Here is a 24,501-nt window from a genome sequence, read left to right as displayed (position 1 = left end):
ACCGTGGTATTCAGACAGTATCAGATGGTATGCAAGTGTTATGCGGACGATATCAGGCGGCGGCCTTCGCCTGTAGTTCCTGTAGATCGCAGTAGTCGCGGTAGCTGGTGATCTTTCCGTCGTCGTCGAGTGTCAGGACACCGGCGACGGGGATCGAGACGACGAGGTTGCCGTCGGCGTCCTTGACGTCGTCGACCCGCTCGGTCCAGACGACGTCGCCGGTCTGCCCGATCCGCTTTATGTGAACCTGTATGGTCGCCAGGTTGTACCCGGCCCGGAACTGCTCGAGTAAGGCGATGGCCTCCGCCGGGCCGTGAGTCTCGGGGACGGTGGGGGCGGCGAGCCAGGGCGTGTCGGCGGTGAAGGTGTCGGTGAACGAGGCGAGAAGCTCCTCGTAGCTGACGCTCCAGCGCTTGAAGAAGTTCTCGACGGCGGTGATGTGGCTCATTCTTGACTGACTCCTGGTTCTCGAAGAGGGTGGCCGGTCTCCGAGGGAGAGCATTTCACGGTCGAGACCCGGATGCCCACATGGGACATGCGCTCATGACGGTGAGCGGTGGACGCGGTAGGCGCCGTCGCCGCGGTCAGATCGCCGCGACCGGATCCAGCGGCCCACCAGGAGACGGCAGGCGGTAGACGGACACGTGGGACCGGGATTCGGCGGTGAACTCGGCCCCGCGCCAGTCGGTGTGTCCGGACTCCAGCTCGAACCCGGCCAGCTCGGCCATGAGGTCAAGCTCGGCCGGCCATATATAACGGTGCCGGCTACGGACCAGCCGAGCCCGCCCGCTCCCGTCGAGTCCGGCTCACCGGGCCACGGGCCAAACGGGGCCTCTGTCTGCCACGGCCTGGTCACCGAGCCTATAGGCGATCCCGGGCGACGACGCCCCACGGCCGGGGCACCACGTACAAGCTGTTCCAGACCAGGTTCCTCCCGGTCGAGCGGATCCAGGCGGTGGCCGGATCCGCGGCGCTGGCCGACCCCTGGCTCCTCCCGGTCGAGCGGATCCGGCGCCTCACCGAACGCACCACCATCACCACCACGACCAGCCCCGCCGGCCGCACCATCACCCTGCTGCACGCCTGACACGGCCCCTGGCCGCCGATCCTGTCGGCCGGCCGGCGGACCTTCCATGTGGCATGATCAGCCATTATTGTTTTGATGTCCAACTATCGGCCATCCAAGCAGATATGCCCGAGCCTGGACGTCTGCGCTGGGTGCCCGAGCCTGGATGTCACGGGCCCGGAGTGGACGGGAGGGCCGAAGGCGACGTCGCTGCCGAAGGGGGAACGCCGTGCCGTCAGATTCCCTGCGCATACCTGGCTGGCTGCACTTCCTGGCGGTGGGTTTCCCCAGCCCCAACGTGATCGCGACCAGTGACGGATCCCGCGTGATCTTCGACTCCGGGTTCGGCAGCGACACCTCGCGCATCGAGGACACGCTGGCCACGGCCGGCGGCCCCATCCTCGACCCGCCCGCCACCTTCGCGGCGGCGCACGCACGGTACGAGCGCATGCGCGCGGACCCGCAGCGCGCCGGCTGGCACGCCTGCAAGCGCATCTTCGCGTTCGCCCTGATGATCCGTGACGGCATCCCGCTGGACGACGTCGACATCTATCTGACCCGGCAGCCGTGGCTCGTCGACCATGCGAGCAAGGTGTTCGACACGGATGCCGAGACGCTGGCGGCCGACCTGCTCGCGGAGATGCGGCGTACCGGCGCGGTCGAGGAACGCGGCGGGCGGCTGCGCGCCCGCACGCCACACCGCCCTCCCGCGCCGGGCTGGCTGCCGGGTTCTCCCCGGCGGGACTGGCTACACGAGTTCACCCCGCCTGGGGTGAGGCCGGCAGGGTGATGGTCAGCGGCTCGAACGGCTCGCCCATGGAGTACACGTTGTTGAACAGCCCGGCGCCCTCGGCCAGCAGCCGCACGTCCTCGGCCTCCCAGGTCCGCAGGCCGGACGGTGCCGCGCCGGGCCGCGGGACGAACCGCACCAGGGGAATCCTCGGCTTCGTCCCGGGCTCGGACGGGTCGACGACGTTCAGCTCGGCCTGCGTGCCGCGCAGCACCACGTGCGGGTCGGCGATCCGCACGTACAGCAGCCCGAAATGGCCCTGGAAACGGACGTCGCCACGGAACGCCCAGAAACCGTCGACGCCCTCGGGCGCCGTGGCCGACGGATCCGGCTCGAAGACGAACTCGTCGTTCTCGACGGACCGCGCGCCGTCGCTGGCGCTGCCCTGGCCGTCGGGCATCCGGGCGATGTAGGTGAGGAAGGTCGCCTTGATCCCCCACCGCAGGCCGAGCAGGGGCTCCGCCGCGCTCACCGGGCCACCCCGTGGAGCCCGACGCCATGCCGCCCCGACGACGACCTCTCCGTCACGTCCGTCACACGGCCGCCGGCCAGCAGGCCGAGGTACCGCTCGCCGAGGCGGGCGCCGGCGCGGTAGCCGTACCGGGACGGCGGCTCAAGGCTGTCCCTCCCGTCCTCAGGCACAGCGGTCCGACGCGCCGGCGTCGCCGGACGCTCAGCGAGATCACCTAATTCCATGCCCCGGGCTCCCTTCGGCAGTGAGGCTCCAGACGGTACGAAACTGATCAGCAACATCCGACGTCGATCACGGAAAGCAATGTTCCGGACGCGGGGCAGTACCGGCGGTCACCATCGCCTCGACCGCCTCCGCATCCATGCTCCCGGCCAGCACCTCGCGGCTGTCCGCCCGAGGCCCAGACAGGATCGTGGCACCTGTCCGTAGCATCTGCTCACAGTGAGCGTAGCGACCGGGTGGCCACGCGGTACGGCCGCCGGGCCGGATGGCACCGCCGGGGCGGCGGCGCCCGTCAGAACTCCAGTCGGTAGAAGACCGCCATCCTCCTCAGCGCGGGGACCAGCCTCGCCACCCCGGCCAGCAGACGGTATCCATCTGAAAGCTTATCGTAACCATCGATATCGAAAGCGCCGCTGGCTGTCACGCACCGCAGCCGAGGATCGATCGCCTCGAGCTCCGCGCAGCTGTCCATGCCCCACGAGACGGTTGCCCCCGCGGCCCGGATCGCTCTGTTGAACCGCTGCATCCGGATGCCACGCCTGCTGAACCCGTCGAAGACGAACTGGCCGCCGGGGAAATGGCCCACGATCCGTCGGACAAGCGCCTCGCCCTCGTCCTGCCTGAGATACATCGTCAGGCCCTCGGCGACCACCAGCACCGGCAGATCACCAGGCACCCGTGCCAGCCAGGACGGGTCGGTGACGGACGAGCCGACCGTCTCGTACCCCCCACGCGGCGGATACATCTGCCGGCGCAGGTCGATCACGTCGGGATAGTCCACGTCGAACCACCGCACGCCGGGGCCAGGATCGACGCGGTGGACCCGGGTGTCCAGGCCGCAGCCCAGATGCAACACGGTGCTCGCCGGATGCGCGGCGAGGAACTCGCGGGTCCACCCGTCGAGGTGCCGGGCCCGCAGCGCGACGGCGGTGTGCTCGCCGCGCCGCAGCCCCGTCCTGGTGAAGTCGAAATCGATCCGTCGGACGGTTTCCAGCGCCATCGTGTCGTGCAGGACGGAACGGGGCGACTCGGCGTCGAGCGCCCTGCCGTACAACGTCGCGAGCAGCGTGGCCCTCGCACCCGTGAGGTGCAGCTCCGGCACGGGCACCCATGCTACCGGCCGGCCGGGCTGCCGGCCCGAGGGCAACCGCCGGCCCGAGGAGGTGCGGACCGCGCCCCGGGCCCGCAGCGCGTACACGACGTAGCCGACAAGCAGCGCGGCGCCCATGACCCCGCCGTCGCCAGGCAGGTCAGCGACCGGCTGGGCCATATAGCCGGCTGGGCCATATACATAGCCTGGGAAGAGCTACGAGCTCGCGGCACCTGGGGAGGAGACCAGGCCGCGCCCACGGACGAGCTCTGTGCGCGTCCCGCCATCCCCGCGACCGGGCCCCGCTCGAGGCGGTCCCGACACTCGGCGGCAAGCTCCCGGCCCGCCTCCCAGCAAGCAGGGCGGCGGGCCCGACGAGCCCTCGTCACCACCGCGGCCCCGAGCGGGTGCCGGCTCCGGACCCGCCGCCCGTATACCCACGGCCGGTGCACCGACAAGGAATCGGCGATGCGCCCGGTGGCTGCCGGCCGCCGGGCCGCCTGCCACTATCCGGGCTGACGGACAGCTACCGGGAGCGGCCCCCGTGTACAGGCCCCGATGGTGTGTCACACCAGGAACCGATCCCGATACAGCCTGTATTGAAATATCCGTACGTTATGCCCGTATTCCCTTTTTAACGGTGCGCCTGCGTCCCGCCGGCCACCGCCGCGGCGGCTCCGCTCCCGTCGTGCTCGCCGAACAGGCTGAACCAGCCGAACCAGCCGAACCAGCCGAACGGGCCGAACGGGCCGAACGGGCCGAACGGGCCGAACGGGCCGAACGGGCCGAACACCGCCGACCGCACTGTCGCGCCGGCACCAATTCCGCCCGCCACCCGGCCACCTCCGCCGCTCCGCCTGCCGCTCCACCTCCACCGTGGCTGCCCGCTCCGGCGGACAGCGCTGATCCACTGGTGTGTGCCGGCGGAGGCCGCGATGCCGAGACAGCCGTTCCCGAAACCGCCCCGGCCTGGTTCACACCCCGGAACTTCGACGGCTATACGATCTTAACGTAACCGTGATAGCGGTTTTCGTAGCCGTGCGGGCCGGGGTATCCATTGGCCGAATGGCGGCGCCGCCGGTTACGGCGCCCGGCGAAGTCGAACAGGGCGGCGCCGGCCCCGGGATGGGTGACGAAACGGGCGTGGTCGAGGATCTCCCATTCCGGATGGCGAAGAACGGCCCGCCGACCGCATTGTCGTAGCAGCCCCGGCCGTTCCGGCGGAACGTCGTACGCCATGGGCCGCGCACGGTGCGGCGAATTCTCGAAAAAGATACCGGCCGCCCTGGCCGGAGTGGTGGACGGCGGTGTCGCGGAGTCATACCCGCCGTGTCGGCGGCCGGTTGGCCCCGCCGCTCGGCGGTGGGACACAGGAGACGTCCGCGCTCCAGGACCAGGTCCGGCACCGGGGCGGCACGGCCGCGGCCGACGCGGCCAGGAAGCAGGTGAGCGCGCCGGGCCCAGCGGCCGAGGGCTGTCCCGATGGCCCGGCAGGCCCCCCGGCCCGGCCTGCGCATCGGCCGGGCGGCCTGCTTGCAGCCGCTTGCGACCGCAAGCAGGCCGCCCAGGGCACGCCGTAGATCGTCCGCAACGCTACGTGTACCGCGGCGGGGGCGCGGCCGGCCCGCGGAGCCCCCGTCGTCCGCCGGCGGGACCCGGCCGCGCGCGGCGGCCGCGATCTCGGCACCCGAACCCCCTTCCCGGGAAAATCATCCAAAAAGGCGCGATATGACCAAAATGTGACGACTTCATACGCCTCGCGACGAACACACCGCCCGACCACGGCACGCCCAAGATCGACAACGGATCACTTGACAAACAAAGTCCATAGGGCGTCTGTCACCAGGATCGGACACAGCATTGCCATTTCGTTCTGACCGCTGTAAGAACCGTTGTAAGACAGGAACGAAGTGCGTGTGCGCGATCCACTCCGCGGCCGGGCCACGCAGACGCTGAACCGCGCCCAATCCAGGACGGCCTCGATGATTCATTATGTCATCCGCAAGAGTTCACACCCCGGCGGCGGCCGCCTCGGCCCGGCACTCGGCTACGGACGATGAGCGCCCCGGTCGACGAGTTGATGGAGGCGATCCGCCACGGCCCGAAGGGCCCGCACGTGGGTGCGTTCTTCGACTTCGACGGCACCCTCATCGAGGGCTATTCCGCGCGGGCACTCTACGCGCGACGGTTGCGCAGCTTCGATGTCGGCCCGGACGAGCTGCTACGGATCGCGCTGGCCGCCGTGCGCGGGCCGTTGGACGAGGCGGGCTTCACCTCGCTCCTGGAGACCGGTATGCGCGGCTGGGCCGGACGCACCGAGGAGGAGCTGCTCGCCCTCGGCCGTGAGCTGTTCGCGAGCGAGATCGCCGGTTCGCTGTTCCACAGCGCCTGGCGGCTGGTCCGGACCCACCTCAGCCAGGGCCACACCGTGGTGATCGCCACGTCGGCGACCCGTCTACAGGTCCAGCCGATGGCCGATGAGCTGGGCGTCGAGCACGTCCTGTGCACCGAACTGGAGGAGGAGGGCGGCGTCGTCACGGGACGTGTCGCCGGCCGTGCCCTGTGGGGCGACGGGAAGCTCGCCGCGGTGACCGCCTTCGCCGCCGAGTACGGCATCGACCTCGCGATCAGTCACGCGTACGCCAACGGTGACGAGGACGTGCCCTTCCTCGGCGCGGCCGGCTACCCGCATCCGGTGAACCCGCAGCCGGTGCTGGCCGCCGAGGCGCGGCGGCGGGAATGGCCCCCGCTGGAGTTCACCCGCAAGCACAACCAGCTCGACCCGCTGCCCGCCGTACGGACCGCGGCCATGTTCGGCAGCCTGTTCGCCACGGCGGGGGCCGGGATCGTGGCGGGGGTGCTCGCCCGCGACCGGCGCTACGGCGTCGACCTGATGACGTCGCTGTTCGGGGACGTCGCGTCCGTGCTGGGCAACATCCGCGTCGATGTCGTCGGCGAGCACAACGCGTGGTCGCACCGCCCGGCGGTGTTCCTCATCAACCACCAGAGCACGCTGGTCGACTTCGTGGTCACCTCCCGCGTGCTGCGGCGGGGGTTCACCGCGGTGGCCAAGGCGGAGGTGCGGCGGGTGCCAGTGGTGGGCACCCTGTTCGGGCTGGCCGGGGTCGCGTTCGTGGACCGGGGGAACTCGGCGAAGGCGATCTCGGCGCTGGGGCCGGCGGTCGAGATGCTGCACTCCGGCACGTCGGTGGTCATCGCCCCGGAGGGCACCCGGTCGTTCACCCCGCGGGTGGGCACGTTCAAGAAAGGGGCCTTCCACCTGGCCACGGCCGCCGGGGTGCCGATCGTGCCGATCGTCATCCGCAACGCGGGAGAGATCATGTGGCGCAACGCCCGCACGGCCCGGGAGGGCCGGATCGAGGTGGCCGTCCTGCCCCCGATCCCCACCGAGGGCTGGACCCGCGCCGACATCGACGCGGCGGCCGTCCGTGTGCATGACCTCTATGTCGAGACGTTGGATCACTGGCCCGGCACCGTCAGCGCGGAGCCCGCCGAGGACATGACCGGGAGCCTGCGATGATCCACGCCATCGAGACAGCCCGCGACCTGGTGCCCCGGCCCGGTGGGGCGGCCCCCGGCGAGCTGCGGGCAGGCGACCCGCCCGTGGTCGCCGCGCTGCTCACCAGCCCGGGGTTCCTCAGCGCGCTCGACAGCCTGGCCAGGCGGCTCGGCAAGGACGAGCAGGCCGTGCGCGCGGAGGCGGCCGGCTACCTGCGCGAGATGTCCGCGGTGCACGACCCGGTGGTCGCCGGTACGTGGGAGCGCTTCGCGCGCTGGATGGTGCGCGGGTACGACATCCTCACCGACGACAACGCGCTCGCCGAGCTGCGCCGGCTGGACCGGCGCCACTCGCTGATCTTTCTCATCTCGCACCGGTCGTACCTGGACGAGTTCGCCCTGCCTCCGCTGTTGGTGCGGGCCCGCCTCGACCCCCCCTACGGTCTGGCGGGCGCCAACCTGAACTTCTTCCCGCTCGGCACGATCGCCCGCCGGATCGGCATGGTCCACGTCCGGCGGGCCACGGCGGACATCCCCGTCTACCGGCTCGCCCTGCGCTCCTACGTCGGGCACATGGTGGCCGCGGGGGTCAACCTGATGTGGTCGATCGAGGGCGGACGGACGCGGACCGGGAAGCTGCGCCCTCCGCGCCACGGGCTCCTGCGCTACGTCAGCGACGCGGTGGCGTCGTCCGAACTGGCGGACCCGCTCGTCGTGCCGGTCTCCATCATCTACGACCAGCTGCCGTTGCACGAGGTGGCGCGGATGGCCCAGGAGGCGCGCGGCACCGCCAAGCAGCCGGAGGACCTGCGCTGGCTGATCGGGTACGCGCGCGGCCTGAAGGCACGGCTCGGCGGCATCCACATCGACTTCGGCACGCCGATCCCGCTGCGTGAGCGGCTGCAGGCCTACCGCGTCGACGGGGTGGAGGAGGGACAGCTCGTCGAACGGGTCGCGCTGGAGGTGTGCCACCGCATCAACCGCACCACGCCGGTGACCGCGACCGCGGCCGTCTGCGTCGCCATGCTGGGCGCCGACCGGGCGCTGACGCTCGACGAGGTCTGCGCGACGGTGGCCCCACTCGCGCGGTACCTGAGCCGGCGCGGATGGCCGGTCGCCGCCGCGTCCGACCTGACCGACCGCTCGACGGTGCGGCGCACGCTGCAGGACCTTGTCAGCTCGGGCGTGCTGACCTGCTTCGCCGGCGGGCCGGAGACGGTGTGGGGCATGGGCGCCGACCAGCATCTGGTGGCCGCGGTGTACCGCAACAGCGCCGTGCACGTGCTGCTCGTGCGGGCCATCGCCGAGCTGGCGCTGCTCTCGCTCGCCCGGCACAAGGGCGGCACGCTGCGGATGGCCTGGGAGGACGCGCTGGAGCTGCGGGAGCTGCTCAAGTTCGACTTCTTCTTCGCCGCGCGCGCGGAGTTCGCCGAGGAGCTGTGGAGCGAAGTCGCGATCATGGCAGGCGGGGCGCGCCCGGCCGAGATCAGCCCGGCCGACGCCGAGCGCTGGCTGCGCGACGCGGCGCCGCTGGTGGCGCATCTGGTCCTGCGGCCGTTCATCGACGCCTACCGGATCGTCGCCGAGCAGCTGGTGCTCGACGACGACGCCGCCGAGCTCGACGAGGAGCGTTTCCTCGCCGACTGCCTGGACCTCGGCCGGCAGTGGGCGATGCAGCGTCGGGTGGCGAGCGAGGAGTCGGTGTCCGCGGAGATGTTCCGCACGGCGTTGAAGATGGCCCGCCACCGCGGCCTGCTCGAGCCCGGCGCGAGCCCGCACGAGCTGGTGACCCGGCGGCGCGCGCTCGCGGTCCAGCTCGACCGCGTCCTGCACGACGTGCAGGAGATCGCGGTACTGGGCGCGACGTCCGCGGTGGTACCGCCCGAGCCGAGGGCATCGCAGGAGATCACGACGCTGGGCATGACGCGCACGGTGGTGGCGCCCGAGCCGCAGCCATCGCTACGGAGCGTTTCCGACGGGATCGGAGGCTGATGTGGGATACCTACGTCGTAGAGCGCCGCGGATCGCTGTCATCGGGGCCGGGTCCTGGGGCACCACGGTGGCCGCGATCCTCTCCCGCAGCGCGACGACCACGATCTGGGCCCGGTCGTCCGACGTAGTGAACGATATCGAGAAGAACCAGCGCAACAGCCGCTACACCGGCGACGCGGTCCTCCCCGACGCCCTGCACGCGACGACATCGCTGGAAGAGGCGGTGGTCGACGCGGACACGATCGTGATGGGGGTGCCCTCGCACGGGTTCAGTACGATCCTGGAGCAGGCCGCGCCGTACGCCCGGCCGTGGGTGCCGGTGGTCAGCCTGGTCAAGGGGCTCGAGCAGGAGACCGACCGGCGGATGACCGAGATCGTCGCTGACGTCCTGCCCGGGCATCCCGCGGGTGTGCTCGCCGGGCCGAACATCGCCAGGGAGATTCTCGACGGCTACGCGGCCGCGGCGACGCTCGCGATGCCGGACATGAACGCCGCCGCCCAGCTGGCCGACCTGTTCCGCACGTCCCGCTTCCGGATCTACTCCACCACCGACGTCATCGGGGCCGAGCTGTGCGGGCCGCTGAAGAACGTCTTCGCCATCGCCGCGGGCATGGGCGACGGCGCCGGCGCCGGCCACAACACCAAGGCGATGGTGATCACCCGGGCGGTGCGGGAGATGACGCTGCTCGGCGAGGCGATGGGCGGCGAGCCCGTCACGTTCTACGGCCTGGCGGGCACCGGAGACCTCATCGTGACCTGCACGAGCCCACTCAGCCGCAACCGGCGCGTCGGCGAGGCGCTCGGCCGGGGCCAGACGATCGCCCAGGCGATGGCCGGGATGAAACAGGTGGCCGAGGGGGTACGTAGCGCTAGCGTCGTCATGCGGCTCGCGGCCGGGGCAGGCGTCGAGCTGCCGATCGCACGCGAGGTCGACGCTGTGGTCAACCATGGCTCGACGGCCCGCGACGCCTATCGCGGGCTGCTGAAACAGGCCCCTGGCCACGAGGTGAGGGGGACGAGCTGGTGAAGCTGAAGGGTGAGTCATGGTAAATACGAAGTGGGGAATCGTGGCGGCCACGGGCGGTGCCGTCTCCGCGGCGCTGCTGCGGAGACGGCTGTCCCAGGCGGTGCGTGACCAGGAGCCACCGCAGCTCCCCGCGCCCCGGTACCGCGCCGGATCAGGATCGCCCCTGCTGCTGCTGCACGGTGTCGGTGGTACGTGGCGCGCCTGGGACCCGGTGCTGCCGCTGGTGGAGCCGCACCACGACGTCCTCGCCCCGACCCTGCTGGGCCACGGCGGCGGGGAGCCACTCCCGCCCGGCGTCCCGGTCACGCTCGACGTGCTCGTCGACGGGGTGGAGGCCGAGCTCGACCGGGCCGGCTGGGGCCGCGCGCACATCGTCGGCAACTCCCTCGGCGGCTGGATCGCCATCGAGCTGGCCCGCCGCGGCCGCGCCAGCTCACTGGTGCTGTTCAGCCCGGCCGGGGCGTGGACCTCACAACGCCGGATCGCCGCGGTGGCACTGGGTATCCGCCTGTCCGTGGCCACGCTGGCACGCTACTCGGCGTACGCGGACCTGATCGCGGGCAACCCGTTGCTGCGCCGCCTGCTCCTGGCGACGCAGGTGGCACACCCCGAGCGGGTCGACCCGCAGGCGGTGGCCCTGACCATCCGGGCCAGCGCCCACGCCCCCGCCGTCGACCCGCTCCTACGCACCCTGCCGCGCTCCTACCTCCAGCCGCTGCCCGCCGACCATGACTACCCGATACGGGTCGTGTGGGCGCAGCCGGACCGTGTCATCCCCTTCGAGCACTTCGGCGTGCCGATACTGGAACGGCTGCCGGAGGCCGGGCTGATCCATCAGCCGGGCATCGGTCACGTCCCGATGTACGACGAGCCCGCCACGATCGCCGGGCAGATCCTCGAGGTCGCCGCCGGCGTGGACCAGCCGAGACCGAAGACCGTCCCCGTGGACCAGACGAGCTCCCTGGACCAGACGAGGGTGCCGGCCGGACCCAAGGGAGCGGCCCTGTGACCGGCCACAGCCCCCCGGGCCTCGGCGCCGCCCGCTCGAGCTGGGGCGGCCCGGCGGACATGAGCTGGTGGGAAGCGCTGATGTGGCGTGCGGAGGGCGACCTGCGCACCCGCTCCACCGGGGTTCTGGTCGAGATCCTCGACCGGGCCCCGGAGTGGGAGCGTCTGCGTGCGGCCCACGAGCGGCTCACCCTGCGGGTGCCTCGCTTACGCGAGCGGGTGATCGATCCGCTGCTGCCGCTCGTGCCTCCGGCGTGGTCGCCGGACCCGCACTTCGACCTCGACTACCACCTCCAGCGGATCCGGGTGCCCGGCGACGGCTCCAACAGTGAGCTGTTCGAGCTCGCCGCCGCCGCGGCGGCCCGGCCGCTCGACCCGAACCGGCCGCCGTGGGAGGCGACACTCGTCACCGGCCTGCGCGACGGCCGCGCCGGTTACCTGCTGAAGCTGCACCACAGCCTGACCGACGGGCTCGGGCTGATCCAGCTGCTCAGCCTCACCCACGGGCGCGGCCCCGAGCGGGAGGAGCCCGACACAAGCCCGCTCCCGCCACCGCGGCCGGTGGAGACACCCGTCTCGCTGCTGGCCGGGCGGCTGCCGGGCGTCCTGGCCGGGGCCGCGGGCTCGGTGGCCCGGGGCGCCGTGCGGACGCTCGGACGGGTCGCCGCCGACCCGGTCGGCACGGCCGTCGACACGGTCCGCTTCGGGGCGTCGCTGCGCCGCGTACTGGCCCCGCCCGACGTCGAGCGGTCGCCCGTGCTGAACGACGACGGCACCGGCTACCGGCTGATCGCCCACGACGTGCCGCTCGAACGGCTCAAGGCGGCGGGACGGGCCGCGGGCGGCACCGTCAACGACGCGTTCCTGGCCGCGCTGCTGGGCGCGTTCCGCCGGTTCCACGAGCACCACGACGTCGTCGTCGACCAGATACCGATCGGCATGCCGGTGAGCCTGCGCACCGACAACGACCCGATGGGCGGCAACCGGTTCGCCGGGGCCCGGTTCGCCGTCCCGGTGGGCGATCCCGACCCCCGGGTACGGATCGCCGCGATCCGCGCCGCCGTGGCGACGGCCCGCACCGAGCCCGCGATCGGGTTCCTCGACCTCATCGCGCCGGTGCTCGGACGGCTCCCCCGCGCCCTGCTGATCGAGATCGCGGGCAGCATGACCACCGTCTCGGACCTGCAGGCCTCCAACCTCGCCGGCATCGGGCGCAGCCTCTACCTGGCCGGCGCCCGCGTGCTGCGGGTCTACCCGATGGGCCCACGGCCGGGAGTGGCCGCGATGGTGACCATGCTGTCCTACGAGGGCACCTGCTGTGTGGGGATCAACGCCAACCCCGACGTGATCGACGACGAGAAGGTCTTCGCGTCATATCTGCGCGACGGCTTCGACGAGGTGCTGGACCTGGCCTACGAGCTGTGAGGGCCCGCGGGATGTGCGGGCCCGCAGGCGCTGACCCGCGGGATGGATGCCGCCGGCCCCGTCCGGTGCCGGCGGCATCCGCCGTGTCACCGGACGGGCAGGGCCTCCCGCACGAAGGCGACGACGTCGTCGAGAACCTCGTCCGAGTTCGTCTCGTTGAAGATCTCGTGCAGGGCTCCCGGGTACACCTTCTGCCGCAGGTCCGAGCCGCCGATGTGCTCGAACGCCGTGCGGGTCTCGGCGAGCGGGGCCAGCGGGTCGAGCTCGCCGTGTATCCACAGCGTGGGCAGGTCCCCGAGGCCCGGGCCGGCCGCGATCGTGGCGACGACGTCCTTGAGGGTCTGCAGTGACTCACGGTGGAACGGGCCGTGGTAGATCAGCGGGTCCGCCGCGTAGGCCGCGCCGACCGCGGGATCGCGGGAGAGCGCGGCCGGATCGAGCGGAACGTCCGGAATCGGGTCCAGGTCGAGGAGGGCGAAGATCGCCGGGTTACCGCCGATCACCGGGCCGGAGAGCACCAGCACGTCCACCGGGCCGGCGGCGCGCTGCACGTACCGTACCGAGACGATGCCGCCCAGCGAATGGCCGACGAGGACCACCGGCAGGCCGGGGTGCTCCGCCGTGGCGTGCTTCGCGACCGTGCCCAGGTCGGTGACGATGTCCTCGAGCAGCTCGACGTGCCCGCGCTCGCCATCGGAACGGCCGTGCCCGATGTGGTCGGGCGCGTACACCGCGCCGCCGGCGTCGCTGAGCCTGCGCGCCACGTGGTCGTAGCGGCCCGCGTGCTCGGCGTACCCGTGGGCCAGCAGCACGACGAACGACGGGTCCTGCGCGCTCCAGTGGTGCAGCGCGAGCGCGCCGTGGCTGCCCGCGAGAGTGGTGATCGTGTCAGAGCTGGTCATGCCGTTGCCTCCTCGCGGCGCGCGAGCTCGCGCGGCCGGAACGTCTGTCTTCTGCCGTCTCTTCCGCCGATGGCGGTCATGGGCGGTTCGCCAGCCAGCCCAGCCGGCCCGGGGAGCCCGGGGGACGCCGGCCCGGCCGGCTGCCATCCGTGCGCCGTTCCCCGGTGGCCGTCGCGAAGCGGCTGAAGGGCGTCATCTCCCGTGACGTCCGCGGAGATCATGTCAACCCTCCGCGGCAGTGCGTCCGAGACGCGACAGAGCCTCACGCGGGAGTGAGCCCCCGGTCACCCGCTGATTGACCATAGAACGATATAACCAGAAATTCAATTGATCAAAAAGTGATGGAGCCAAAAAATCATAAGTCAACCAGTTCGCCGTGAGCGGCCCCGGCTCTCGCGAGATCCATGAGACGAAGGTAACAGCGGGCGCCCGCGGCAGCCGCCAGCCGCGGCCGACGGGTGATCCGTCACCCAGGAGCACCGGCCGCCGCCGGTCAGCCGGTGCGCGGAGGGAACGCGATCCCGTCCGACACGGTCCATACGGCGAGGACGATGGCGGCGACGGCCAGCAGCGGTATGACCACCCGCTCCTCGGCCCTGCCGCCCGTCCGGGGGATCAGGGGGATCTCCATCCGCCGGCCGACCGGCCAGAACAGAGGGCAGCCGCGCGGGGTCAGGCAGTCCCCGGCCAGGTGGGCGAGACATCCCAGCGCCACCGCGTAGCCGGCGAAGCTCATGTCGAGGCCGTGCATGAGGAAGACCGCGAGCCCGGCGACCACGCAGTCGATGACGGAGGACAGGCGCCCCTGCCGCTCGAAGTCCAGCCCGAGGCCGCGCAGCCCGAAGCCGACGAGGACGAACAGCGCGGCCCACCAGGCGTACTCGGCGTGGACGGCCAGCAGGCTCATGAGCACGCCCATGGCGAGCGCGAACAGGATCGAGTGGGTGGCGTGCCGGTGGCCGCCGCTGGCCCGGCCGATCCACCTGCACATCGTGCGGGTGACCGGGCCGAAGGTGTTGGCGATCCGGCCGCTGGGATGGTCGATGTCGGGCAGCAGCGCCGCGCCCGCGGACACCACCGCGCCGGCGGCCAGCTGGGCCGTGGACAGGGAGCCGGTGTGCAGGCCCAGCAACCGCTGCGAGCCCAGCCACTCCCCCCGGGACAGCGCGGGTGCGGCGGCCAGCCAGACCACCGCCCCGCTCAGCACGTGCGTCCGCCCCATCATGGAATGTCAACCTCGGTGATCGGCACCGACGGACTATAAACCGTCCCCTCGTCGATCTTCACAGCCCCCGGCCGGAACCGCGCCGCGGGCGGCCGCGCGGCACCGGCTCGGGCAGCAACGGCTTCGCCACGACATCCACCCGCATACCGAGCGGGACGGTCAGGGTGCCGGTGGTGCCGGCGTGGCGCGCGGCGGTGATGCTCTCCGGTGGCGGACGCGGCGCCCTGTCCGGCCAGCCGGGCCGGACACCCGGCGCTGGCAGGAATCGACAGTGAGGAACGCAAGCGTCGCAGCACCTGGCAGCGACGCTGTCCGGCCGGCCAGGGCGGCGTCGGACTGGCGGACGTTGCCCCATCCCCGAGGAGCTGCGGAAGCAGAACTGGTCCCCCGGGCCGTACGACCAGGGACTCATCGACGCGCTGCGGGCCAAGCTGGCGGCCGACCACCCGTCGGTGACGAACCTTCAGAGCACCGGTAGAGCACCGGTCAAGTAGCGCGGATCCCATCCACGACCACCCGTACAGGCCGAGATCACACAGCAGCTCACCCAGCCCGGACGCCATCTGGCGAAGATCCTCCGGGCTGTTCGGAGCGTCCGGCTGGCCGGCCGGGTCGAGGTCGATGACCATGCGGAACACCCCGCCCCGTACATCCGTGCCCTGATTCCGCGCCTCTCCGCACCTCTCCGTAATTTCCGTAAAACTGTCATTTGTAAAACTGGCATTTGCCTATCAGGCGGACGCGGCGGTTTGGCCGTCCGGCTGTCTGGAACTGGGTTACCGAGGGCCTCGGCTTCCACGACAGCCCGGAAGGGCAGCGGAGGAAGATACGGTGAACGGTGAGCTGATCTCTTTGTGGCGCGGACGTTCAGGTGGGCCGCCATCCCGACGGGGCGGGCGCACCGTGGCCTGGCCCGCCCGCCAGCCGGCCGAACCCACGGCCCGGGCGCCGCGGGTGGTGGTGGTCGGCAGCGGGTTCGCGGGTTTCGGGGTGCTGCGGCACCTGGAACACCACCTACCGGCGGACGCGGCCGACCTCGTACTCGTATCGCCAGTCGACCACCTTCTGTACACGTCGCTGTTGCCGCAGGTGAGCGCCGGTGAGGTGGAGCCCCGGCATGTCGCGGTCGCGACCAGGGCCGCGCTGCGGCGGACCACCCTGCTGCTCGGCCATGTCGTCGACGCCGGCCTGGCGGGCCGGACGGTGACGATCCGCCGGGCCGACGGGTCGCGGACGACGCTGGGCTGGGACCGGCTCGTGCTGGCGCCCGGCGCGGTGACCCGCACCCTGGACATCCCGGGGCTGGCCGACCACGCGCTCGGCCTGAAGAACCTGGCCGAGGCCGTCTACCTGCGTGACCATGTGCTGCGCCAGCTGGAGCAGGCCGACGCCTGCGCCGACGCGGACCGGCGCCGGGCGCGATGCACCTTCGTGGTCGTCGGCGCCGGCTACACCGGGACCGAACTGGCCGCGCAGATGACGCGGTTCACCCGCCGAGCGGTCGGCGCCTACCCGCGCCTCTCCCCCGACGACATCCGCTGGATCCTGCTGGACCTGGCGCCCCGGGTGCTGCCCGAGCTGCCGCCCGCCCTGGCCGCCCGGTCCATGGACCTGCTCGCCGCGCGGCAGGTCGACGTCCGGCTGGGAACGTCCGTGTCGGACGTGGCGGCGGACCGGGCCCGGCTCACCGACGGTGACACAATCCGGACCCACACGGTGGTCTGGTGCGCCGGGATCACCCCCAGCCCGCTGATCTCCGCCCTTGGCCTGCCCACCTCGCGGGGCCGGCTGGTCGTCGACAGCGAGTTCCAGGTGCCCGACGCCGACGGCGTGTTCGCGCTCGGTGACGCCGCCGCGGTCCCGGACACCACCCGTGACGGCCAGCCCGCCGGGCAGACCGCGCAGCACGCGGTCCGCGAGGCGGCGGGGGCCGCCCGTGCCGTCGCGGCCTCCCTCGGCCACGGCAGCGCCCGGCCCTACCGGCACCGTGACCTCGGCTTCGTCGTCGACCTCGGCGGTGCCGCCGCGGTCGCCAACCCGCTCGGCGTCACCCTGTCCGGCCTGCCCGCCGCCGCGCTGGCCCGCGGCTACCACCTGTACGCCCTGCCGGGACGGACCAACACGATCCGGGTCGCGGCCGACTGGCTCCTCGACGTGATCGCCCCCCGGCAGATCGTCCAGCTCGGGTTCCTGCCCCCGGAGAAGTCGTCGATCAACGCGGCCGAACAGACCGACATCTACCCCACCCGCTGAGACCCGCTCCCGGGACGACGCGGTCCGCCGGCATCGGTGAGGGCCGTGGAGCGCGGCGAGTGCTCCGGAGCGCGCCGTTCACCGGCCTCGGCCCGGGACCCCGCTCAGCCGTGTCGAGTCATCCCGACAGCTCGGCCCATTCCGGGTGCCATTCCCACCAGCCGGTATCCCATCGATGGGCCCAGGTGTGCAGGATCCGATCCTCACGATCGCGGAGTACCAGTTCCAGATGCCCGAGCCAGCGGGAGGACGCGTCCACCGCCACGTAGTCGCCGGCGGGCGCGGGCGTGAGCGGACCGGTGTGCATACCCCCAGCGCGCAGTTCCACGCCCTCGCCGGTCAGCACGACCACCGCGTCGTCGGGCAGCAGGGCGAATCCGCGGACGGGTGGGTGTTCCGCGGGCAGCGGCCGGTACCAGGAGCGGGTGTAGAGCCCCGGGCTGCGCCAGAGGACGCCTCGGCCGTCGAGCGCGCCGACACCGGCGGCACCCGTCGCCGCCCGGACCGTGACAAGGCCCTCGGGCAGGTCTGGCAGTGCCCACCAGTCCGACCAGCCGCCGTGGGCGTTCCACGGCCTGCACCAGGCCCGGCCCTGGTTGTCGACCGCAAGCAGGCAGTGCTGAGCCCATGGCGCGTTCGTGGCGGCCAGGTCGACGACGGTCACGCCGTCCGCCGGGGCAGGCCACGGCTGCCAGGCCGACCAGTCCTCGACGGGCGCGTAGGTCTCGCGGTCGACCGCGAGGCTGCGCACCCAGATCCGGCCCTCGTGATCGAGCAGCCAGAGGTGCTGCTCGAACTCCCGGGGGCTGCCCACCGCGATCGCCCGCACGGCGCACGGCGCGGCCATCCCGTGCCAGTCGCTCCACCCCTGGACAATCCAACGGTGCCGCAGACCATCCTGGCGGCCCGCCGTGAACACCTCAAGATGGCTGTTCCCGAAACTGCTGCACGCCAGGCCGGACCAACGCACCAGGTCGGTCCCTTCCTCCGCCGCGCGGTGCGCCAGCGCCCGCAGCCGCAGCGCCGTCGCCGCCGCTCTCGGGCGTAGCGCCGGATCTGTCGACAGCAGCTCCCGGAGCAGGACGACCAGCTCGTGATCTGCCTCGCCCCTTCTCAGTTCCGCGACGATCCGTTCGGCGAGCACGGCGGCGTCCGGTTCCGGGGAGCCGTCGGGACGGCGCGGTAACCGGCCGAGCAGGCACTCGCCAAGGACGACACCGAGTGACCACATGTCGTCTTCCCGGCGCACGCTCCCGTGGCCCTCGGCGGCAAGCCGTTGCGGCGACATGTACGCCTGTGTCCCGCCCTGGTCGCGTCCCCTGCCGCCGGCCAGGACGGAGGTTGCGTTGAAGTCCGCGACCTTCCAGATCCCACGGCAGCGCACGATGTTCCCGGGTTTGAGATCGGCGTGGACGAGGCCCCGCGCGTGGATGTGGTCGAGTGCCTCGGCCACGCCGCCCAGCATCTCGGCGACCTCGCCGACCGTCATCCGCCGCAGCCGCTCGCTGGCCAGCCGGCTGGCCAGCGAGACGTCACCCATTTCCATCACCTGGGCCACGCCGCCGTCGTAGAGCCCGTCCTCGACGAGGAACGCGTCGACATAGGCGACCACATACGGACATCCCAGCAGCTGCTCCTGAACCTGGATCTCCTCCAGCGCCCGGCGCTGCCGCTCGCCGTCCCCCACCTCCTTGTAGATCTTTATGGCCCGCTGGACGCCAGCCATCCCCGCGCGCTCCCGCCAGGCAGGCAGAACCTCCGCGAACGCTCCGCTGCCCAGCGGAGCGGAGGTGTCGACCAGCCACTCCCCCACCCTGACCGCCCTCATGGGCCAAGAGCCTAGATCGCCGCCCAGGCCGCCCCGCGCCCCACCCGGCCCGCCCGGATCCGGATCCGGATCCGGGACGAGCGTTTCCGGCGCTGTGACGCCCGGAGTCACCGGCCCGCCCACCTCTCCCGCGAGAGGACAACGGAAGGGCAGCGGAAGAGGGCGGGATCAGGGGAAGATCGCGCCGGGGTTGAGGATGCCGAGTGGGTCGAGGGCCTGTTTGATCCGCAGTGACAGGTCGAGGGCGTCACCGCCGACCTGGTCGGCCAGCCACGCCTTCTTCAGCCGGCCCACCCCGTGCTCGCCGGTGATCGTGCCGTCGAGGCGGATCGCCAGGTCCATCACCTCGCCGAACGCGAGCTGTGCCCGGGCGGCCGCGGCGGCGTCGGCGGGATCGAAGACGATCAGCGGGTGGGTGTTGCCGTCGCCGGCGTGGGCGATCAGCGCGATCGTCACGGCGCGGGCGGCGGCGATCGCCTCGATGCCCGCGACCAGTTCGGGCAGCCTGGGCAGCGGCACACCGACGTCCTCCAGCAGGACGGTGCCGCGACGTTCGACCGCCGGGATGACGCCGCGGCGGGCGACGACGAACGCCTCGCCTTCCGCCGGGTCGTCGGTGGCCAGCACCTCGGTCGCGCCGTGCGCCTGGCACGCCTCGGCCATGCTCCTCATCTCGAGCTCGGCGGCAAGGTAGCGGCTGTCCGACCGGGCGAGGAGCATCGCGGCCGCGTCGCGGTCGAGCCCCATGTGGAGCATGTCCTCCACGGCGTTGATCGACACCTGGTCCATGTACTCGAGCATCGCCGGCCGCAGGGCAGCGGTGATCGCCAGGACGGCGGCCGTCGCCTGCCGGGTGCTGGCGAACGTGGCGACCAGGGTGCTCGACGGCGGCTGGGCCGGCAGGAGACGCAGCGTCACCTCCGTGATGATCCCGAGGGTTCCCTCGCTGCCGACGAACAGCTTGGTCAGGGACAGGCCGGCGACGTCCTTCAGCCGCGGGCCGCCGAGGCGCACCGCCGTCCCGTCGCTCAGCACGACCTCGAGCCCGAGTACGTAGTCGGTGGTGACGCCGTACTTGACGCAGCACAGACCGCCGGCGTTCGTCGCCACGTTGCCGCCGATCGAGCAGATCTCGAAGGACGACGGGTCAGGGGGGTACCACAGCCCGTGGGCGGCGGCAGCGGCCTTCACCTCGGTGTTGAGCAGGCCCGGCTGCACGACCGCCATCCGGGTGCGGGGACTGACCTCGATCGCCCGCATCCGCTCGGTCGACAGCACGATGCCACCGTCGACGGCGGTCGCGCCGCCCGAAAGGCCGGTGCCGGCGCCGCGCGGGACGACCGGCACCCGGTGGCGCGCCGCCCAGCGCAGGGCCGCCTGCACATGCTCGGTCGACTCGGCGCGCACGGCGGCGAGCGGCATGCCCGCCGCCGGGTCCGCGGCCCGGTCGCGACGGTACTTCTCCAGCAGGTCGGGATCGGTGACGACGACGCCGGCGGGCAGCGCGTCGACCAGTTCGGCGAGCGTCACGTCCACAGCACCTCCCGGGCCGCCGCACCCTGACTGGCCGCACCCTGGGTTGACTCCACCGCGGCGAGGGTCAGCCGGTCGGGACGGCGGTGAGCGCCTTCACCTCGCGCCGCCGGCGGTGGAGGATCAGCTCGGTGTAACCGTTCGGCTGCCGGGCCCCTTCGAAGATCAGCTCAGCCGCGCTCCGGAAGGCGATGCTGGAGTCGAGGTCCGGCGTCATCGGCCGGTAGCTGGCGTCCCGGGCGTTCTGCTGGTCGACGACGACCGCCATCCGGGCGAGGCTCCCGCGGACCTGCTCGGGCGTGATGACCCCGTGACGCAGCCAGTTCGCCATCAGCTGGCTGGAGATGCGCAGCGTGGCGCGGTCCTCCATCAGCGCGACGTCGTGTATGTCGGGCACCTTGGAGCAGCCGATCCCCTGGTCTATCCAGCGGACGACGTAGCCGAGTATCGACTGGATGTTGTTGTCGACCTCCCGCTGGCGGTCCGTCTCGCTCCAGTGCGACGGGTCGCCGACGGGAATGCGCAGGATGTCACGGACGTCGGCCCGGCTACGGCCCGCGATCTCCTCCTGGCGGGCGGCGACGTCGACCCGGTGGTAGTGCAGCGCGTGCAGCGTCGCCGCGGTCGGCGAGGGCACCCAGGCCGTCGACGCCCCGGCAAGAGGCTGCGCGATCTTCTGCTCGAGCAGGTCGGCCATCAGGTCGGGCATCGCCCACATGCCCTTGCCGATCTGGGCGCGGCCGCGCAGGCCGGCGGCGAGCCCGACGTCGACGTTGTGGTCCTCGTAGGCGGCGATCCAGCGCTGCCTCTTCATGTCGGCCTTGCGGACCACGGGACCGGCCTCGAAGGAGGTGTGGATCTCGTCGCCCGAGCGGTCCAGGAAGCCGGTGTTGACGAACACGATCCGCTCGCGGGCCGCGTGGATCGACGCGGCGAGGTTCACCGTCGTGCGGCGCTCCTCGTCCATGAGACCGATTTTGATCGTGTTGGGCGGCAGTCCGAGCAGCCGCTCGACCCGGCCGAACAGCGCGACGGTGAACGCCACCTCGTCGGGGCCGTGCAGCTTCGGCTTGACGATGTAGACCGACCCGGTCCGGCTGCCCGGCCGCTCGGCGTCCGCGCGCAGGCCGGGCAGGGCGGCGAGCGAGGTGACGACCGCGTCGAGGAGGCCCTCGAACACCTCCTCGCCCGCGCCGTCGAGAACCGCGTCCGTGGTCATCAGGAGCCCGACGTTGCGGACCAGCAGCAGCGCCCGTCCGGGCAGCCGGAGCTCGCCCGCGCCGTCGGGGGCGGTGAAGACGCGGTCGGGCGCGAGGGCCCGGGTGAACGACGAGCCGTCCTTGACGACCTCGGCGGCGAGATCGCCACGGTTGAGCGCCAGCCAGTTGCGGTAGGCGGCCACCTTGTCCTCGGCGTCCACCGCCGCGACCGAGTCCTCGAAGTCCACGATCGTGGTGACGGCGGCCTCGAGGACGACGTCCTGCACTCCGGCGGGGTCGCCGGCGCCGATCGTCCCCGCCCGGTCGACGCGGATCTCGACGTGCAGCCGGTGGTGGACGAGCAGGACGCGCTCGGGCGCCTGCGGCGGACCGGTGTACCCGCGCAACCGCGCGGGGTCGGCCAGTGACGTCGTCGCGCCGGAGAGCAGCGTCACCACCAGCTCTCCGGCGCTGACGGTGTAGCCGGCCGCCTCGGCGTGGCTGCCCGCCCGCAGCGGCGCCACCTCGTCGAGGAACGCCCGCGCGTAGGCGATGACCTTCGCCCCCCGCACCGGGTTGTAGGGGCCGGAGCGCGCGGCCCCGCTGTCCTCGGCGATCGCGTCGGTGCCGTAGAGGGCGTCGTAGAGAGAGCCCCACCGGGCGTTCGCCGCGTTGAGCGCGAAGCGCGCGTTGAGCACCGGCACCACGAGCTGGGGGCCGGCGACGGCGGCGATCTCGTCGTCGACACCGCCGGTCGAGATCTGGAACTCGCCCGGGCCGGGCCGCAGGTAGCCGATCTCGGTGAGGAGGTCGTGATAGGCGTCGGCGTCGTGCGGACGCCCGGCGTTGGCGCGGTGCCAGGCGTCGATCCGGTGCTGTAGCCGGTCCCGCTCGGCGAGCAGCGCCCGGTTGGTGGGGGTCAGGTCCGTGACGATCTCCTCGACGCCCCGCCAGAACCGCCCGGCGTCCAGCCCCGAGCCGGCGAGGGCCTCGGACGTGACGAAGTCGTACAGGATGGTCGCCACCTGGAGTGTTCTCACCCGGGTGCGGTCGGTCATGAGGTGCCGCCTTTCGCGTCGTCAGGGGCAGAACCAGGAGCGGAGGCAGGGGCGGGATCAGGGGCGGGGCGGAACCGGGGGCCGAACCGGGGCTGAACCGGGGAAGGACCGCGCCGGGGCCGAGGATGCCGAGCGGGCCGGGACCGGCGACGACGGCACCAGCGGGCGGCGCGTCGACCAGCTCGGCGAGCGTCACGTCCACGGCACCTCCCGGCCGCCGGTCATCAGTGGCCACCGGGTCCGGAGGATCTATGGTGACACGACCGAAGTCATGAAAGAACCTACCGGCCGTGACATCCCCGTGCCTGCCACATCACGGCCCCATTCCGGAACCCGTCAACCTGTTCGAGGCAAAATCCTGCAGGAATTATCGAGCTGGTTGTTCCGTCCTGATGCCGGGCTGGTGCGGGGGCCCGTACCGGCTGGCTGGCCCGGGCGCGTGCGGGCACCTGCGGGCCCGGCCGTCCGCCGGGCTGCTCACCCGAGGCCGCCCGGCCGTTGCCGGCCACATCTCACCAGGCTGTCAGCCCCCCGCCACGGCCGCCGCCATCCCCGCCTTGGCGATCTCCGGGTTGCCGAGGTCCTCGTGCCGACTCTACGGCTCGCACTCACAGCGGGCCGGAAGCTCACCGCGGAGAACCTTCAGGCACGCTGAACTCGCGGCGCTCAGCACGCGTCAACCGGGGCGTCGACCGGGAAGCCCGCGGATGCGAGAAGCCCCCGCACGAGGGAGGATTGTGCACGGGTGCCACAGACGAGTCACGGACCGTGGCCCCGATGCGCAACACAATCTTGGGAGGAGCAGATGTCCGTTCATGAAGCAGCGGAACGGAAGGGCGTCGACAACACCGCCGTCCGCCCGTTTCAGATCGGTTTTCCGGAGGCGGAGCTCGCCGAGCTGCGCAGGCGCATAAACGCGACCAGGTGGCCCGAACGCGAGACGGTCACCGACGACTCGCAGGGCGTGCCGCTCGCGACGGTGCAGGAGCTCGCGCGCTACTGGGGGACGGACTACGACTGGCGCAGGTGCGAGGCGAGACTGAACGCCCTGCCGAACTTCATGACCGAGATCGACGGGCTTGACATTCATTTCATTCACGTCCGCTCCCCGCACGAGAACGCCCTGCCACTGATCGTCACACACGGGTGGCCCGGCTCGGTCATCGAACAGCTGAAGATCATCGAGCCGCTTACCAATCCCACCGCATATGGCGCGAGCGGGGCGGACGCGTTCCATCTGGTGATTCCCTCGTTGCCGGGCTATGGGTTCTCGGGCAAGCCGGCCACCACCGGGTGGAATCCCGCCCGTATCGCACGTGCCTGGGTGGTGCTGATGAAGCGCCTCGGATACACCCGGTTCGTGGCGCAGGGCGGCGACTGGGGCGCGGCTGTCACGCAGGCGATGGGTGAACAGGCAGCTCCGGAGCTGCTCGGCATTCACTCCAACATGGCCGGTACCGCTCCAGCCGGTCTCGCAAAGGCGTTCCAGCGCGGCGACCCGCCGCCATCGGGCCTCTCGGCCGAGGAGAACCGCGCCTACGAGCAGCTGAGGAACTTCTACGCGACGCACGCGGCCTACGCGCTCCTCATGGCGACCCGCCCGCAGACGTTGTACGGGCTGGCGGACTCACCCGTCGATCTGGCGGCGTTTGTTCTTGACCACGGCGACGGCACCGGCCAGCCCGGGCTCGTAGAACAGGTCGTTCAGGGGCACTCGCCGGGCGACCTTACACGGGACGACATCCTCGACAACATCACGCTCTACTGGCTGACGAACACCGGGGTCTCCTCGGCTCGTCTCTACTGGGAGAACAAGGCGGACTTCTTCGACGCCAAGAACATCTCCGTCCCGTTTGCTATAAGCGTCTTTCCCGACGAGTTCTACCAGCCGC

Annotated in this window: 20 protein-coding genes and 1 pseudogene; 9 read left to right on the top strand and 12 right to left on the bottom strand. The window is 71.8% G+C overall.

Going from position 1 to position 24,501, the window contains the following annotated elements; translation table 11 throughout:
- Positions 1-52 precede the first annotated feature (52 nt).
- On the bottom strand, positions 53-448 hold the full coding sequence (locus tag NBW84_RS05695) for a limonene-1,2-epoxide hydrolase family protein (protein ID WP_250282372.1): 396 nt from the start codon (positions 446-448) through the stop codon (positions 53-55).
- Between the two features lie 136 nt (positions 449-584).
- Positions 585-797 (bottom strand): annotated as a pseudogene (locus tag NBW84_RS05690) (SAM-dependent methyltransferase); the annotation flags it as partial.
- A 158-nt stretch (positions 798-955) separates the two neighbouring features.
- On the opposite strand from NBW84_RS05690, the gene NBW84_RS24100 reads away from it, so the two are divergent.
- Together NBW84_RS24100 and NBW84_RS05685 are read left to right on the top strand one after the other, a co-directional pair.
- Positions 956-1,087: a hypothetical protein gene (locus NBW84_RS24100; protein WP_445548405.1), complete on the top strand. Its 132-nt coding sequence runs from the start codon at positions 956-958 to the stop codon at positions 1,085-1,087.
- A 208-nt stretch (positions 1,088-1,295) separates the two neighbouring features.
- Entirely contained in the window at positions 1,296-1,856 is a 561-nt protein-coding gene (locus NBW84_RS05685) for a hypothetical protein (RefSeq protein ID WP_250282368.1), read from the top strand.
- Here NBW84_RS05685 and NBW84_RS05680 read toward each other — a convergent pair.
- From NBW84_RS05680 to NBW84_RS05660, 5 genes are all read right to left on the bottom strand, one after another.
- Positions 1,825-2,328: an HtaA domain-containing protein gene (locus NBW84_RS05680; RefSeq protein ID WP_250282366.1), complete on the bottom strand. Its 504-nt coding sequence runs from the start codon at positions 2,326-2,328 to the stop codon at positions 1,825-1,827. The two genes, NBW84_RS05685 and NBW84_RS05680, sit on opposite strands and share 32 nt — an antisense overlap.
- Entirely contained in the window at positions 2,325-2,498 is a 174-nt protein-coding gene (locus NBW84_RS05675; protein ID WP_250282364.1) for a hypothetical protein, read from the bottom strand. The genes NBW84_RS05680 and NBW84_RS05675 overlap by 4 nt, the downstream gene beginning before the upstream one ends.
- Positions 2,499-2,842: 344 nt before the next feature.
- Positions 2,843-3,658: a class I SAM-dependent methyltransferase gene (locus NBW84_RS05670; protein ID WP_445548408.1), complete on the bottom strand. Its 816-nt coding sequence runs from the start codon at positions 3,656-3,658 to the stop codon at positions 2,843-2,845.
- 616 nt (positions 3,659-4,274) lie between these two features.
- A complete protein-coding gene (locus NBW84_RS05665; protein WP_250282360.1) occupies positions 4,275-4,475 on the bottom strand; it encodes a hypothetical protein in 201 nt (66 codons plus the stop codon).
- Positions 4,476-4,636: 161 nt separating this feature from the next.
- A complete protein-coding gene (locus NBW84_RS05660; RefSeq protein ID WP_250282358.1) occupies positions 4,637-4,879 on the bottom strand; it encodes a hypothetical protein in 243 nt (80 codons plus the stop codon).
- A gap of 817 nt (positions 4,880-5,696) precedes the next feature.
- Here NBW84_RS05660 and NBW84_RS05655 point away from each other — a divergent pair.
- From NBW84_RS05655 to NBW84_RS05635, 5 genes are read left to right on the top strand one after another with little or no spacing between them, the layout of a single operon-like run.
- The gene (locus tag NBW84_RS05655; RefSeq protein ID WP_250282356.1) at positions 5,697-7,181 is read left to right on the top strand and encodes an HAD-IB family hydrolase; all 1,485 of its coding nucleotides are present in this window, start codon (positions 5,697-5,699) and stop codon (positions 7,179-7,181) included.
- Positions 7,178-9,151 (top strand): lysophospholipid acyltransferase, encoded by a 1,974-nt coding sequence (locus NBW84_RS05650; RefSeq protein ID WP_250282354.1) that lies wholly within the window; start codon positions 7,178-7,180, stop codon positions 9,149-9,151. Before NBW84_RS05655 ends, NBW84_RS05650 begins: the two co-directional genes overlap by 4 nt.
- A 1-nt stretch (position 9,152) precedes the next feature.
- Positions 9,153-10,178 carry an NAD(P)H-dependent glycerol-3-phosphate dehydrogenase gene (locus NBW84_RS05645; protein WP_250282353.1) on the top strand — a complete coding sequence of 342 codons (1,026 nt, stop codon included), beginning with the start codon at positions 9,153-9,155 and terminating at the stop codon, positions 10,176-10,178.
- Between the two features lie 16 nt (positions 10,179-10,194).
- Positions 10,195-11,187, top strand: a complete 993-nt coding sequence (locus NBW84_RS05640; RefSeq protein WP_250282350.1) for an alpha/beta fold hydrolase — start codon at positions 10,195-10,197, stop codon at positions 11,185-11,187.
- Entirely contained in the window at positions 11,184-12,611 is a 1,428-nt protein-coding gene (locus NBW84_RS05635; protein ID WP_250282348.1) for a wax ester/triacylglycerol synthase domain-containing protein, read from the top strand. The genes NBW84_RS05640 and NBW84_RS05635 overlap by 4 nt, the downstream gene beginning before the upstream one ends.
- A gap of 86 nt (positions 12,612-12,697) precedes the next feature.
- Here the strand turns inward: NBW84_RS05635 and NBW84_RS05630 are convergent, their stop codons facing one another.
- Both NBW84_RS05630 and NBW84_RS05625 read right to left on the bottom strand, forming a co-directional pair.
- Positions 12,698-13,513, bottom strand: a complete 816-nt coding sequence (locus NBW84_RS05630; protein ID WP_250282346.1) for an alpha/beta hydrolase — start codon at positions 13,511-13,513, stop codon at positions 12,698-12,700.
- A gap of 493 nt (positions 13,514-14,006) precedes the next feature.
- Positions 14,007-14,738 carry a metal-dependent hydrolase gene (locus NBW84_RS05625; RefSeq protein WP_445548406.1) on the bottom strand — a complete coding sequence of 244 codons (732 nt, stop codon included), beginning with the start codon at positions 14,736-14,738 and terminating at the stop codon, positions 14,007-14,009.
- Positions 14,739-15,641: 903 nt separating this feature from the next.
- Here NBW84_RS05625 and NBW84_RS05620 point away from each other — a divergent pair.
- The gene (locus tag NBW84_RS05620; protein ID WP_250282376.1) at positions 15,642-16,991 is read left to right on the top strand and encodes an FAD-dependent oxidoreductase; all 1,350 of its coding nucleotides are present in this window, start codon (positions 15,642-15,644) and stop codon (positions 16,989-16,991) included.
- A 118-nt stretch (positions 16,992-17,109) separates the two neighbouring features.
- Here the strand turns inward: NBW84_RS05620 and NBW84_RS05615 are convergent, their stop codons facing one another.
- From NBW84_RS05615 to NBW84_RS05605, 3 genes are all read right to left on the bottom strand, one after another.
- Positions 17,110-18,819 (bottom strand): protein kinase domain-containing protein, encoded by a 1,710-nt coding sequence (locus NBW84_RS05615; protein ID WP_250282343.1) that lies wholly within the window; start codon positions 18,817-18,819, stop codon positions 17,110-17,112.
- A 168-nt stretch (positions 18,820-18,987) separates the two neighbouring features.
- On the bottom strand, positions 18,988-20,355 hold the full coding sequence (locus NBW84_RS05610) for an FAD-linked oxidase C-terminal domain-containing protein (RefSeq protein ID WP_250282340.1): 1,368 nt from the start codon (positions 20,353-20,355) through the stop codon (positions 18,988-18,990).
- Between the two features lie 64 nt (positions 20,356-20,419).
- On the bottom strand, positions 20,420-22,609 hold the full coding sequence (locus NBW84_RS05605; RefSeq protein ID WP_250282338.1) for a malate synthase G: 2,190 nt from the start codon (positions 22,607-22,609) through the stop codon (positions 20,420-20,422).
- A 745-nt stretch (positions 22,610-23,354) separates the two neighbouring features.
- On the opposite strand from NBW84_RS05605, the gene NBW84_RS05600 reads away from it, so the two are divergent.
- Positions 23,355-24,501, top strand: a 1,147-nt coding sequence (locus tag NBW84_RS05600) for an epoxide hydrolase family protein (RefSeq protein ID WP_445548643.1), incomplete at its 3' end; no start/stop codon positions are given.

The organism is Protofrankia sp. CiP1_Cm_nod2 (genome assembly GCF_920664355.1).
Classification (GTDB): domain Bacteria; phylum Actinomycetota; class Actinomycetes; order Frankiales; family Frankiaceae; genus Protofrankia.
The sequence above is the reverse complement of the archived record's forward strand: the minus strand, read 5'-3'. Positions and strand labels throughout refer to the sequence as shown.